The sequence below is a fragment of the Pseudomonas sp. FBCC-B545 genome, assembly GCF_059134095.1.
This window is the reverse complement of record NZ_CP101441.1, coordinates 2,959,146-2,972,790: the sequence shown is the minus strand read 5'-3', so window position 1 is coordinate 2,972,790 and position 13,645 is coordinate 2,959,146. Positions and strand designations below refer to the sequence as shown.

The 13,645-nt window shown below is 61.7% G+C and carries 11 protein-coding genes; 8 read left to right on the top strand and 3 right to left on the bottom strand.

What is annotated here, in order from left to right; translation table 11 throughout:
• Positions 1 to 289: 289 nt before the first annotated feature.
• Together moaA and NMB39_RS13705 are read left to right on the top strand one after the other, a co-directional pair.
• On the top strand, positions 290 to 1,288 hold the full coding sequence (moaA, locus tag NMB39_RS13710; RefSeq protein ID WP_306958000.1) for a GTP 3',8-cyclase MoaA: 999 nt from the start codon (positions 290 to 292) through the stop codon (positions 1,286 to 1,288).
• A gap of 538 nt (positions 1,289 to 1,826) precedes the next feature.
• Positions 1,827 to 2,723, top strand: a complete 897-nt coding sequence (locus NMB39_RS13705) for a LysR family transcriptional regulator (protein WP_494339060.1) — start codon at positions 1,827 to 1,829, stop codon at positions 2,721 to 2,723.
• Between the two features lie 48 nt (positions 2,724 to 2,771).
• On the opposite strand, the gene NMB39_RS13700 is transcribed toward NMB39_RS13705, so the two are convergent.
• A complete protein-coding gene (locus NMB39_RS13700) occupies positions 2,772 to 3,230 on the bottom strand; it encodes an Hsp20 family protein (protein ID WP_046068267.1) in 459 nt (152 codons plus the stop codon).
• Between the two features lie 229 nt (positions 3,231 to 3,459).
• Between NMB39_RS13700 and NMB39_RS13695 the strand changes: the two genes are divergently transcribed.
• Complete coding sequence (locus NMB39_RS13695; RefSeq protein WP_057023961.1) at positions 3,460 to 3,888, top strand: glycine zipper domain-containing protein; 429 nt, start codon at positions 3,460 to 3,462, stop codon at positions 3,886 to 3,888.
• Between the two features lie 86 nt (positions 3,889 to 3,974).
• Here the strand turns inward: NMB39_RS13695 and treS are convergent, their stop codons facing one another.
• Positions 3,975 to 6,038 carry a maltose alpha-D-glucosyltransferase gene (gene treS / locus NMB39_RS13690; RefSeq protein ID WP_494339061.1) on the bottom strand — a complete coding sequence of 688 codons (2,064 nt, stop codon included), beginning with the start codon at positions 6,036 to 6,038 and terminating at the stop codon, positions 3,975 to 3,977.
• Between the two features lie 168 nt (positions 6,039 to 6,206).
• The gene (locus NMB39_RS13685) at positions 6,207 to 7,016 is read right to left on the bottom strand and encodes an AraC family transcriptional regulator (protein ID WP_057023963.1); all 810 of its coding nucleotides are present in this window, start codon (positions 7,014 to 7,016) and stop codon (positions 6,207 to 6,209) included.
• Positions 7,017 to 7,203: 187 nt separating this feature from the next.
• Here NMB39_RS13685 and NMB39_RS13680 point away from each other — a divergent pair, with 187 nt between their 5' ends.
• The 5 genes from NMB39_RS13680 to NMB39_RS13660 are packed head-to-tail and all read left to right on the top strand — an operon-like array spanning position 7,204 to position 13,631.
• Entirely contained in the window at positions 7,204 to 8,829 is a 1,626-nt protein-coding gene (locus tag NMB39_RS13680) for an APC family permease (protein WP_306958002.1), read from the top strand.
• An 11-nt stretch (positions 8,830 to 8,840) separates the two neighbouring features.
• Positions 8,841 to 9,767: a 4-hydroxyproline epimerase gene (locus NMB39_RS13675; RefSeq protein WP_057023965.1), complete on the top strand. Its 927-nt coding sequence runs from the start codon at positions 8,841 to 8,843 to the stop codon at positions 9,765 to 9,767.
• Positions 9,768 to 9,802: 35 nt separating this feature from the next.
• Complete coding sequence (locus NMB39_RS13670; RefSeq protein ID WP_494339062.1) at positions 9,803 to 10,750, top strand: dihydrodipicolinate synthase family protein; 948 nt, start codon at positions 9,803 to 9,805, stop codon at positions 10,748 to 10,750.
• Positions 10,751 to 10,809: 59 nt separating this feature from the next.
• Positions 10,810 to 12,381 (top strand): aldehyde dehydrogenase (NADP(+)), encoded by a 1,572-nt coding sequence (locus NMB39_RS13665; RefSeq protein WP_494339063.1) that lies wholly within the window; start codon positions 10,810 to 10,812, stop codon positions 12,379 to 12,381.
• A gap of 2 nt (positions 12,382 to 12,383) precedes the next feature.
• On the top strand, positions 12,384 to 13,631 hold the full coding sequence (locus tag NMB39_RS13660) for an NAD(P)/FAD-dependent oxidoreductase (protein WP_494339064.1): 1,248 nt from the start codon (positions 12,384 to 12,386) through the stop codon (positions 13,629 to 13,631).
• Positions 13,632 to 13,645 lie beyond the last annotated feature (14 nt).

Genomic DNA, 13,645 nt, shown 5'->3' with positions numbered 1-13,645 from the left:
ATGCGACTGCAACGCTGCGATCCCGAACATTGGCAAAACTGAATGCATGCAACCTGCCCTCCAACGAACAGCTGTACAGATGAGCCGCTTCGTCATTATTTTTCAGCGGATTAAAAACTCGACCCACCTAGATTAAACCGCCATAGATTTCATCGATCAGCCGGTTGGCGATAGTGATTAGACGCCCCTCAAAAACAACTTTAGCCTGCAGCCAAACAAGGCTTTTATACCTATCAAGGCCTCCAAAACACTGCCATGACCACTCACTGGGTCGCCGCCGGAGGTTTTAATGAGCGATAAAATCCTGATGGATCGATATTCTCGCCGGGTCGACTACCTCAGAATGTCGGTGACCGACCGCTGCGATTTCCGTTGTGTGTATTGCATGGCCGAAGACATGCAATTCCTGCCGCGCCAACGCATCCTCACGTTGGAGGAGCTTTATCAGTTGGCTGAAAGCTTCGTCGCCCTGGGCACGCGCAAAATCCGCCTGACCGGCGGCGAGCCCCTGATTCGCCCAGGGGTGGTTGATCTGTGCCAGCGCATCGCCGCCCTCCCCGGTCTGCGCGAGCTGTGCATGACCACTAACGGCTCGCAGTTGGGCAAGCTCGCCATCCCCTTGTTCGACGCCGGCCTCAAGCGCCTGAATATCAGCCTCGACAGCCTGGACCCAAAACGCTTTCGCGAACTGACGCGCACCGGCGACCTGGCCAAAGTCATCGCCGGTATCGACGCCGCGAATGCTGCGGGTTTTCAACACACCAAACTCAATTGCGTGGTGATGAAAGGCCGCAATGATCACGAGATCAACGACCTGGTGGCGTTCGCCATCGAACGCGGCGTGGATATCAGCTTTATCGAGGAAATGCCCCTGGGCGAGATCAGCGAACACAGCCGTGCCGAGGCGTTCTACTCCAGTGCGCAAGTGCGCGAGCGCATCGCCGAACGCTACACCCTGATCGACTCCGCCGAATCGACCCAGGGCCCGTCACGCTACTGGCGCCTGGCCGAAGCGCCGCATATCCGCCTGGGCTTTATTTCCCCCCACAGCCACAACTTCTGCGGCACCTGCAACCGCGTGCGATTGACCGTGGAAGGCCGCTTGCTGCTGTGCCTGGGCAACGAGCATTCGGTCGACCTCAAGGAGGTGCTGCGCCGTTACCCGGGTGAACCGCAACGGTTGGAAAACGCCATCCTTGACTCGATGAAGATCAAACCTTATCGACACAACTTCGAGCTAAATGACGACGTGCAGGTGGTGCGTTTCATGAGCATGACCGGCGGCTAGCTGGTGCGATTTTCCTTGTGTGGGCGCCTGACGCAGGAGCGCTGGACACTTTTGATTTAGCGGTTGGGCACGGATTAAAAGTGGGAGGGACGTGCCCTTGACGAGGCTGTGTCAGCAAATGCACCTTTGACTGACTCACCGCCATCGGGGGTAGCCCTAATGCCAGCCAGTTAAGGCTTTTGTAGGAGCGAGCCCGCTCGCGAAAACCCACAGGCACCGCGTTCATTCAGGAAGCACGCGTTATCGTTGACGTATCTCGCGAGCAAGCTCGCTCCTACAGAGGGCGATGTACGCTTAACTGACTGGCATTAGGGCAAGCCCCACCCACATTTGGATCTCCAGCGAGGTAGAGACGTCGTTACTGCACTTGAACTCCGTTACGGCTGAACAGGTTATCGAGCGAATCAATCACTGCGTCAATACTTGGACGTGCCTGCCGTTACAATGAGATCGTCTGTTCATTCATTCGCCGGGTTACGCGGGTTTCCAGCACCTCGCGCCTTGAACGGCTTCTCATTTATTCCCAGGCAGGTGCCTTATGGACATAAAGCAACTTAAATTCCTGATCGCGCTGGAGCAGACCCGGCACTTCGGCCAGGCTGCCGCACGCTGCCATATCACCCAGCCGACCCTGTCGATGCGCCTGCGCAACCTGGAAGATGAGCTGGGCCTGGAACTGGTTACCCGCGGCCAACGCTTCGAAGGCTTCACCCAGGCCGGTGAGCGCGTGCTGGCCTGGGCCAGGACCCTGCTCGCCGCCCATGACGGCCTGTTTGCCGAGGCCGCCGCGTGCCGTGGCCAACTGGTCGGTAACCTGCGACTGGGCCTAGTGCCGCTTAGCGCATTCAACCCGATCAGCTACATCCAGGGCTTGTCCCACACCTTTCCGGAGCTCAAGTTCAGCCTGACCTCCATGAGCTCGGACAAAATCATCGAAGCCTTGGGCACCAACCAGCTCGACCTGGGCGTGTGCTACCTGGACCATGTGAACGCCAACTACCTGGATTTTTTCGAACTGGGCGAGACCCGCGTCGGCCTGCTGTATGACACCCGTCATTTCCATTTCGACGGCACGGAAATGAGCTGGGAAGACGCTGCCGAATTGCCCCTGGGGATGATCAGTAATGGCATGCACTACCGCAAGTCCATCGACCTGAGCTTCCGCAGCCGCGGCCTCGATCCGCAGCCCATCCTTGAAAGCGATTCGACGTACCAACTGTTCCAGGCCATCCACGAAGGCTTCTGCTGCGCGATCATGCCCCTGGACAGCGGCCTGGAAAGCCCGATCGAGAACCTGGCGTTCATCAACCTGCCGGACGCCAGCGTCCTCGCGCCCCTGGGCATGGTGATGCGCAAGACCGAACCACGCTCGGCCATTGCCGAGAAGTGTTTTGCCGAGGCCAGGAAGTTGTTCGCAACCAAGACCGAGGTCTGACGCGCATAAAAAAGGCGCTCCGTAGAGCGCCTTTTACCGCCGTTTGCTTTACTGCACACTTACCTGACGCAGTTCAGGCTTGGCCTCGCCGCCAATCGTGATGCGTTTTGGCTTGGCCTCTTCAGGCACCTCGCGCAGCAGGTCAATGCTCAGCAACCCGTTGGTCAGGGCTGCGCCACGCACTTCGATGTGGTCCGCCAAGCGGAACGACAACCGGAACGCACGTTGGGCAATGCCCTGGTGCAGGTAAGCGACCTTATCGTCGGTTTCGCGTTTTCCGCCGGAAACCGTCAAGACGCCCCTTTCGACCTGGATATCCAGGTCCTCCTCGGTCAGGCCAGCGACGGCGATGACAATGCGGTAGGCGTCGTCACCGTGCTTTTCCACGTTATGAGGCGGATAGGAATTCGGAGCCTCGCTACGCAGCGCTGACTCGAACAGGTCATTGAAGCGATCAAAGCCCACCGATTGACGGAACAGTGGGGCCAACGAAAGGGTAGTAGCCATTTTAAAATCTCCTGAGTTTCTCCAAGTGATTTAGTACGCGACCCGAATTCGGCATCGCGTGATGAAAAATTTATGGACGCGGAAACGGAATTCAAGAGGGCCACAAGAAATTTTTTTCTTGCGTCAATGACTATCGCAAAAACCGCAGTGATACCGCATGTGCTCTAATCTGAATGCCGGGCGTGCTTTAAACCGTGAGCGCCTGAGACAGCCCTTGAGGTAAAAAAAAATGAAAATGACATTCCCTGCCCTGGCATTGGGCATCCTGATTTCCCAGGGGGCCCTGGCCGCCGGAGATGGCACTGCCGCGCTGGGCGGCGGTGTCGGCGGCGCGTTGGGCAATGTGGTAGGTCAACAGCTCGGCGGATCGACCGGCGCGGCCATCGGTGCAGGCGTGGGCGGCGCAGCGGGTGGCGCGGTTGGCGCGCAAAAGGGCAATAAAACCGAAGCGGCGATTGGCGGCGGGGTCGGCTCTGCCGGCGGCTCGCTGATCGGCAACCGCTTGGGTGGCAGCACCGGTTCTACCATCGGCGCGGGTGTAGGTGGCGCCGCAGGTGGTGCGCTGGGTAATAACCTGGCCGATGACGAGAGCAATCATCGTTCAGGCGGTGCGAAGCACAAAGGCAACAAGCATAAGCACAAGAATAAGCATCATTGATCGTCTGATGCTGTTCTGATTGCAAACAAGCCGGGCTCAAAGGCGTTGAATTCTTTTCAACCCGGCTTGTCAACACCCGCCCCGTGTTATATCGGCGAGCTGCTCACTACCCGCAACGCCAAGCCTTCATAGGCATCCAGCGTGATAGTGAAATCACCCTCGGCGCTCAGGTCGCCTTCCACCCGTTCATTGATGATGTCCACTACCATCCCCGCCGCGATATCGGGCAAGTGCAAGGTTTCGGTGATCGGCGTCGCACCGAAGTTCAGCGCAGTGATCTGCGTGCCCTTACCGGCCGGCAACTCGTGGACCATGATCAACAACGCGGGGTTTTCCACGTCGGGCACCAGTATCTGGCGACTGGCGGCAATGTCGTAGGCGCGGCGCACGGCGAGGATTTTTTGCAGTTGCGAGGCAAATGACTCCGGGTCTTCCAACTGGCTGTTCAGGCTGCCATACAGACTTTTCGAGCGTGGCATCTGCCCGGCCGACAGCTCGGCATCGGGGTTGAGATCGACCAGGTCATAGGCGCCGCGATGGATCCAGCGGGTATCGCCATCGGCCATCAAGTGCGCAACCTCTTCGGCCGCCAGCGGCAGCGCGCCCACCAGGTCCCAGCCGGATAATGCAAACACGCCGGGCTGCATGGCGTTGTACATCACCAGCAGCAGATGGATCTGGCGGATCTGCTGGATATCGGCCGGGGTGATCGCTTCGAGGTCGCGAATCCCCAGGGCGGCGGTGATGATGCTCGCAGTGGTGCAGGACACGCCATTGGTGACGAACTTGAGGTTATACGGCGCATGCTCGCCGGTCAGGCGTTCGTACATCTGCTCGCGGATGTGCTCGCGCAGGATGTTGCCGGGAAAGGTCTGGCCCTGGAACATGAACGTGTCATGGGCGTGCAGCGTCCAGAAATGCACCAGCTCCAGGGTCAGTTCGTCATGGTTCTGCAAGGCGTGGATCAGTGACCCCGGATCAATGCCAAGGTTGTGCATCTGGCGCAGCATCAGGCGCAAGAATTCGGTGTCGCCCATCAACAACGCATGCTGGTAGGCCGGCCGGGTGATGAAGTCATAGGACAGGTCGGCGCCGCCGTGGGACATGGAAGCGATGTCGTCCACGGTCAGGTTGAGTTCCTGGAAGCTGAACCCGCCAGCCTTGCGGATCGCCCCGCCGAGCAATTGGTTGCCGGTGATCGACAGCGGATGGCTTTCCGACCAGGCCGTGCCGTCGAGCTTGCGCTCCACGCCGAGAAAACCGTTGGCGTCCAGGCGCAGGATCTTGGCGCCCATCACATCAATGGCGTGCAGCGCATCGCCGATGATCATCTGCTGCGCGGCGAACGACGGGTCCAGCCAGTTCAGCGACGGTTGGCCTTCCTTGAAGTAATGCAGGTACACCCAGCGCCTCGGCTTGCCATCCACGCCGAGCACCACAGGTGTGGCGCTCCAGTCGGTTTCCTTCACCCCGGGCTCGAAGAAAATCACTCGTTGCAACTGGCCGACGATGTAGTGTTTGTCACGCAGCGCGTCCACCTGCGCCGGGCTGAGGTTCTGCGCATCACGGCCCTCGGCCACGTCAGGCAGCAACGGCCAGTCTTCCTCGCGGATTTCCACCATGTGGTAAAGCCCGGGGTAGTCCTCGTAGGCCATCTCCGCCAGGCGAAAATCGGCGCCCTTGCCGGTGTGGGATGGGATCACGTCGTCGATAATCACCGCATTGTGCGCGGCGGCCATGCGCGTCAATGCCTGCAACTGCGCCTCGGTGCCCAGCTGTGGGTCGATATCGAAGCTGATACGGTCGAAATTTCCGTCGATGGTCGGCGTGTGCTCGGTGCCAGACAGGCCACCGGACTTCTTCAGCGGGCCGTTATGAATGCCCTGGATACCAATTTTTGACAGCGCATGCCACAGGCTTTCATCCCCCAACGCCTCAAGCACCGTGCCGTCTTCGCGGGTGACGATCGACGCCGGGTATGCGGTGAACCACACCGATGACAAGGCTGAAGCGTCACGCGGACGTGTATGTGCGTACGGCTGCTGCCACAAACGACCCTGTCCGGAATACAGTTTGGCCCGCTGTCGCGCCGCATGCAGCATGGATTGCTGCACCAGCCAGTTCACATGGTCGTTGTTCGCCGCAGTCATAAGCTCGATACCTGTGGTGGTCAAAAGGTTACTCGTAAGCATAGGAGGGGCGGGCGCGCCATTCGTTGCATTGAAATGGAGCCAAGGCAGGCAGCCATCCAAAAATGTGGGAGGGGGCTTGCTCCCGATAGCGGTGCTTCAGTCGATTCTTGTGTGACTGACACACCGCTATCGGGAGCAAGCCCCCTCCCACATTGGACTTTCGTGTGTCCGCCCTCCTGGTGTTGCTTGTCGATACTGCCTGGGGGTGAACCCGGTCAATGCCTTGAACTGCCGGGTAAACGCGCTGTGGTCGGTGTAACCGCATTGCAGCGCCACCTCGGTAATCGGCAGGTCGGTATGCAACAGCCGCCGGGCATGTTCCAGGCGCACTTTCTGGATCATTTGCCGCGGCGTGAGGTGGAAGACGCGCTTGCAGTAGCGTTCCAACTGCGCCACGGATATGCCGGCGATACGGGTCAACTCACCAAGGGTCACACGGCGGTTGAAGTGGTTGCGGATGTGTTCGTCCACTGCCGCCAGGCGTTGATAGGCCGGGTGGGTTTCGCTGGCCGATTGCAGGTCGACCGAGATCCCGGCCAGGCCGATGATCGCGCCGAGATGGTTGTATAGCGGCCATTTATGCGTGAGGCACCAGCCGGGCTCGCGGGTCCCGTAGAGGTGCAGCTCAAGCTGGTCTTCAAGCACCAGCCCTTGCTCGAGTACACGCCGGTCTTGTTCGGTATAGCCCGGCCCCAGTTGGGCAGGAAATACCTCGGCGCTGGTCTTGCCCAGCAGCGGTTGCAACTGCCGCAGGCCGCAGCGCTGCACCAGGGTGCGGTTGGCGAGCACGTAGCGGGCGTCGATGTCCTTGATAAAAATCGCGGCGTTGGGCAATACGTCGAGCATCGGCAGCAACTGCTCTACACCGCTCAATAGCTGTTCGATGCTGTGGGGTCGACTGCCTTGGAAAAGCCTCGCAAACGCGCTGTGCAACATGACTATCACTGCCCTTTTCATACTTTTACAACGCGCAGATTGCGCCATGCGCCAGGCGCTGTCGAGCGCGACAAACTGTGCTGAATTCGTCATCCATGCCCACGCAAAACATCAATCGCCGCCATGTCGATGGGTTCACGATAACGCCACTGCATGCCTATCCAATAACTCACAAGAAGGCGCCGCTATGTCAGGCCAAGGCAAGTTCAAGAAACAGCTGTCACTGATGGACCTCACCTTTATCGGGTTGGGTGCCATCTTCGGTTCGGGTTGGCTGTTCGCCGCCAGCCATGTGTCGGCCATCGCCGGTCCGGCAGGGATTTTTTCCTGGTTGCTGGGTGGTTTCGCCGTACTGCTGTTGGGCATCGTCTACTGCGAACTCGGCGCCGCCCTGCCCCGCGCCGGTGGCGTGGTGCGTTACCCGGTGTACTCCCATGGCCCGCTGCTGGGCTACCTGATGGGCTTTATCACGCTGATCGCGTTTTCCAGCCTGGTGGCGATTGAAGTGGTTGCTTCGCGCCAATATGCCGCGGCGTGGTTTCCCGAGCTGACCAAGGCCGGTTCCAGTGACCCGACCACCCTTGGCTGGCTGGTGCAGTTCGCGCTGCTGTGCCTGTTCTTTGTCCTCAACTACCGCAGCGTCAAGACGTTCGCCATCGCCAATAACCTGGTGAGCGTGTTCAAGTTCATCGTGCCGTTGCTGGTGATCGGTGTGCTGTTCACTTTCTTCAAGCCGGCGAATTTCCAGATGCACGGCTTTGCCCCATTCGGCCTCTCAGGCATCGAGATGGCGGTGTCGGCAGGCGGGGTGATCTTTGCCTACCTGGGGCTGACGCCGATCATTTCGGTAGCCAGCGAAGTCAAGAACCCGCAGCGCACCATTCCCATCGCATTGATTCTCTCGGTGCTGCTGTCGACCGCCATCTATGTGCTGCTGCAAACCGCATTCCTTGGCGGCGTACCCACGGAGATGCTCGCCAATGGCTGGGCCGGGATCAGCAAGGAACTGGCCCTGCCCTATCGCGATATCGCCCTGGCCCTGGGCGTGGGCTGGCTGGCCTACCTGGTGGTGGCCGATGCAGTGATCTCCCCCAGCGGCTGCGGCAATATCTACATGAACGCCACCCCGCGCGTGGTGTATGGCTGGGCGCAGACCGGGACCTTCTTCAAGATCTTCACGCACATCGATGAAAAGTCCGGCATCCCGCGCCCGGCGCTGTGGCTGACCTTTGGCCTGTCGGTGTTCTGGACCCTGCCGTTCCCGTCTTGGGAAGCACTGATCAACGTAGTGTCCGCGGCGCTGATCCTCAGTTACGCGGTGGCGCCGGTGACCGTCGCTGCCCTGCGCCGCAATGCGCCGGACATGACGCGCCCGTTCCGGGTCAAGGGCATGGCGGTGCTGGGCCCGCTGTCATTCATCATCGCCGCGCTGATCGTGTACTGGTCGGGCTGGAGCACGGTGTCCTGGCTGCTGGGCCTGCAAATCCTGATGTTTGTGGTGTACCTGCTGTGCGCACGCTGGGTGCCGACCGCGCACCTGAATCTCAAGCAACAAGTGCGCTCGTCGGCCTGGCTGATCGGCTTCTACGCCGTGACTATCCTGCTCTCCAAGCTCGGCAGTTTTGGCGGCATCGGTGTGATCAGCCACCCGTTTGACACTCTGGTCGTGGCGGCCTGCGCCCTGGGCATCTACTACTGGGGCGCCGCCACCGGCGTGCCGGCCCACCTGGTGCGCCTGGAACACGAAGACGATGAAAGCGAAGCCGTCAACGACGCGCCTTACCGCGCCCCACTGTCCCCGACTACCCACTGATGGAGCGTTCTATGAAACGGCTGCACGTGATCGACTCGCACACCGGCGGCGAACCTACGCGCCTGGTAATGAGCGGGTTCCCTGAGTTGCTCGGCGCCTCCATCGCCGAGCAACTGGAACACCTGCGCACCCACCACGACCAGTGGCGCCGCGCCTGCCTGCTGGAGCCACGGGGCAATGACGTACTGGTCGGCGCGCTCTACTGCGCGCCCGTTACGCCGGGCGCGACCTGCGGGGTGATTTTCTTCAACAACGCCGGCTACCTCGGCATGTGCGGCCACGGCACACTCGGCCTGGTGGCCTCACTGCATTACCTCGGGCTGATCGCCCCGGGTGTGCACACCATCGACACGCCGGTGGGCCCGGTGGCCGCCACCCTGCACGAGGACGGCAACGTGACCCTGCGCAACGTGCCGGCTTACCGCTACCGCCAGCAGGTAGCGGTGCAGGTGCCTGGACATGGCACGGTGCTGGGCGACATTGCCTGGGGCGGCAACTGGTTCTTCCTGGTCTCGGACCACGGCCAGGCGTTGCAGATGGACAACGTGGAGGCCTTGACCGACTACACCTGGGCGATGCTCAAGGCCCTCGAAGCCCAGGGCATTCAGGGCGCCGATGGCGCGCTGATCGACCATATCGAACTGTTTGCCGACGACGACCACGCCGACAGCCGCAACTTCGTCATGTGCCCCGGCAAAGCCTACGACCGTTCCCCCTGCGGTACCGGCACCAGCGCCAAGCTCGCCTGCCTGGCCGCCGACGGCAAACTTGCCGCAGGAGACACCTGGGTACAAGCCAGCATCACCGGCAGCCAGTTCCAGGGCCACTATGAATGGGACGGCGAACGCGTGCGTCCCTTCATCACCGGCCGTGCGTACATGACTGCCGACAGCACCTTACTGATCGACGAGCAGGACCCGTTTGCCTGGGGTATCTGAGCCTTTTATTTATTGACCTGAATGGAGTTAGCACCATGAGCGACAACATCTTCACCGGCTGCATGCCCGCCCTGATGACCCCCTGCACCGCCGAGCGCCAGCCGGACTTCGACGCGCTGGTCGCCAAAGGGCGCGAGCTGATCGATATCGGCATGAGCGCAGTGGTGTATTGCGGTTCCATGGGCGACTGGCCGCTGCTCACCGAGGCACAGCGCCAGGAAGGCGTGGCGCGCCTGGTCGCGGCCGGCGTGCCGACCATCGTCGGTACCGGCGCGGTGAACAGCCGCGAGGCGGTAGCCCACGCGGCCCATGCCGCCAAGGTCGGCGCCCATGGCTTGATGGTGATTCCCCGCGTGCTGTCCCGTGGGGCTTCGATCACCGCGCAAAAGGCCCACTTTGCGGCGATCCTCAACGCTGCGCCCAACCTGCCGGCCGTGATCTACAACAGCCCCTACTACGGCTTCGCCACCCGTGCCGACCTGTTCTTCGAACTGCGCCGTGAGCACCCGAACCTGATCGGTTTCAAGGAGTTCGGCGGCGCTGCCGACCTGCGCTACGCCGCAGAAAACATCACCTCCCAGGACGATGACGTGACCCTGATGGTCGGTGTCGACACCCAGGTGGTGCACGGTTTCGTCAACTGCAACGCCACCGGCGCGATCACCGGCATCGGCAACGCGCTGCCACGGGAAGTCCTGCAGCTGGTGGCCCTGAGCAAAAAAGCCGCCAAGGGCGATGCCAAGGCCCGTCGCCAGGCGCGCGAGCTGGAAGCCGCGCTGGCGGTGCTGTCGTCGTTCGACGAAGGCTGCGACCTGGTGCTGTATTACAAGCACCTGATGGTGCTCAACGGTGACCAGGGGTACGCCCTGCACTTCAACGAAACCGATGTACTCAGCCAGGCCCAGCGTCGGTATGCCGAGCAACAGTACGCGCTGTTCCGCCAGTGGTATGCCAACTGGTCGGCTGAACAGAACGTCGCCTGATTTGTGGTAGGCGCGGGCTTGATCGCGCCTACCTCCTCTATTTTTTCCAGGATGACCCCATGACTCTGACAGGCAAGATGCTGATCGGTCAGCAATCCCTCTCCGGCCATCGCGACGCGATCCGGGCCATCAACCCCGCCACCGACACGCCACTGGAGCCCGCCTATGCCGGCGGCGATGGCGAGCAGGTCGAGCAGGCCTGCGCACTGGCATGGGCCGCGCTCGATACTTACCGCGAAACCACCTTGGCAGACCGCGCCGGGTTTCTTGAAACCATTGCCGACAACATCGAAGCCCTGGGCGATGAATTGATCGAACGCGCCAGCGCCGAAACCGGCCTGCCCCGCGCACGCATTCAAGGTGAACGCGGTCGTACCTGCGGGCAGTTGCGCGCCTTTGCCCGCACCGTGCGGCTGGGTGAATGGCTCGACGTGCGGATCGATACCGCGCAACCCCAGCGCCAGCCGCTGCCCCGCGCCGATTTGCGCCAGCGCCATATTGCCCTGGGCCCGGTCGCAGTGTTTGGCGCCAGCAACTTTCCCCTGGCCTTCTCCGTGGCGGGCGGCGATACCGCATCGGCACTCGCTGCCGGTTGCCCGGTGGTGGTCAAGGCCCACAGCGCCCACCCCGGCACCAGCGAGCTGGTGAGTCGCGCCGTTGCGCAGGCGGTCAAACAGTGTGGTTTGCCCGAAGGTGTGTTTTCACTGCTTTATGGCTCGGGTAACGAGGTGGGTATCGCCCTGGTAACCGACCCACGTATCAAGGCCGTAGGCTTTACCGGTTCGCGCAGTGGCGGTATCGCGCTGTGCCAGGCCGCCCAGGCACGCCCGGAACCGATCCCGGTGTATGCGGAAATGAGTTCGATCAATCCGGTCTACCTGTTTCCTGCCGCGCTTGAAGCACGGGCTGAAGCAATGGCCGAAGGCTTTGTCGCGTCACTGACCCAAGGTGCCGGCCAGTTCTGCACCAACCCTGGCTTGGTAATCGCCGTGAAAGGTAGCGCCCTGGACCGCTTTATCAAGGTCGCCAGTGATCTGCTTGCACGTTGCCCGGCCCAGACCATGCTCACACCGGGCATTTTCAGCGCCTACGAAACCGGCGTGAGTGCATTAGCCCAGCACGCCCAGGTTGCCGCCAAGGGCGTGGCGGCCGCCGGGCCGAACCAAGGCCAGGCCTATCTGTTCGTGACCCAGGCCCAGGCATTCCTGAACAACGAACAACTGCAAGCCGAGGTCTTCGGCGCCGCCTCGCTGGTGGTGGAATGCCGCGATGTCGAGCAAGTGCGCCAGGTATCCGAACACCTGGAAGGTCAACTCACCGCGACCTTGCATATGGATGACCAGGATCTGCTGCAGGCGCGCGCACTGCTGCCGGTACTGGAACGCAAGGCCGGGCGCCTGTTGGTCAACGGTTGGCCGACTGGCGTGGAAGTCTGCGATGCGATGGTGCATGGCGGGCCGTTCCCGGCGACCTCGGATGCGCGCAGCACCTCGGTGGGCATGGCGGCGATCCACAGGTTCCTGCGCCCAGTGTGCTATCAGGACTTCCCCGATAGCCTGCTGCCCAATGCCCTCCAACAGAACAACCCGCTGGGGCTGCGGCGCCTGCTTGACGGCCAGAGAGAGGCGTAGCCATGGCCAAGCCCAATCAAGCAGACATTGTGGTGGTCGGCGCCGGCATCATCGGCGTCGCCTGTGCCTTGCAACTGGCGCGTCAGGGTCGGCAAGTGCTGGTGGTTGACGCGCAGGCGCCGGGCATGGGCGCCTCCTACGGCAACGCCGGTCACCTGGCGACGGAGCAGGTATTCCCCATCGCCGACCTGTCGATCCTCAAGCGCTTGCCGGCAATGCTCCTGGACCCCATGGGCCCGCTGCGGCTGGACTGGGCCTACCTGCCCCGCGCCCTGCCCTGGTTTATCCGCCTACTGTTGAACCTGCGACCGGCGAACTTCCAGCGAACCGTGGCCGGCCTGCGTACCTTGAACGAAGGCAGCCTGGGTGCGTGGCAGCGTTTGCTGCGGTCGATTGGGCAGGCGCAACTGCTGCGCGAAGACGGCTCGCTGCTGGTGTTTGAGCGCGCCGAATCCCGCGTCGCCCTGGATGCGTTGCAGCAACGCATGCAGCAGCAAGGCGTAGCCGTGGAGTTCTGGAGCGGCGAGGCGGTGCGCACGGTCGCGCCGCAATTGAGCGACGCCATACAAGGTGGTTTGTTTTTCCCCGGTACCGGGCATTTTCTCGACCCTTATACCGTGGTCGGCGAGCTGGTGAATGCGGCCAAGGCCGAGGGTGTGCAATTTCTCCAGCAGCGTGTTCTGGATGGGCGCCTGGATGACAGCGGTGTTTCACTGATGATCGATCAAGGCGTAGTGACGGCGCGCCAAGTGCTGATCGCCTGCGGCGCCCACTCGGCGAAACTCACTGCGGCCCTGACAGGCAAACAGGTACCGCTGGACACCGAGCGCGGCTATCACCTGATGCTGCCCCACGAACACCAGCGCCTGCCCTTCGCCGTCACCTCGCTGGAACGCAAGTTCATCATGACGCCCATGGTCGGCGGCCTGCGCCTGGCCGGAACGGTCGAATTCGCCGGCCTCGAACGCCCGGCGAATATGCAACGGGCCTGGCAGCTGCACCGCTTGAGCCAGGGGCTGTTTCGCCACGACCTGAACGACAGAGATGCCACACCGTGGATGGGCTTTCGGCCGTCCCTGCCCGACTCGCTGCCGATCATTGACCGGGTGTGCGAGGGCAAGGTGCTGCTTGCGTTTGGTCATCAGCATCTGGGGCTGACTCAGGCGGCGGTGACGGCTGAAAGGGTCGGGCAACTGGCGGCAGGAGAGTCAATGCCTGAATTACAGCCCTATCGACTGGACCGCTTCTGAGACAACTGATCCCG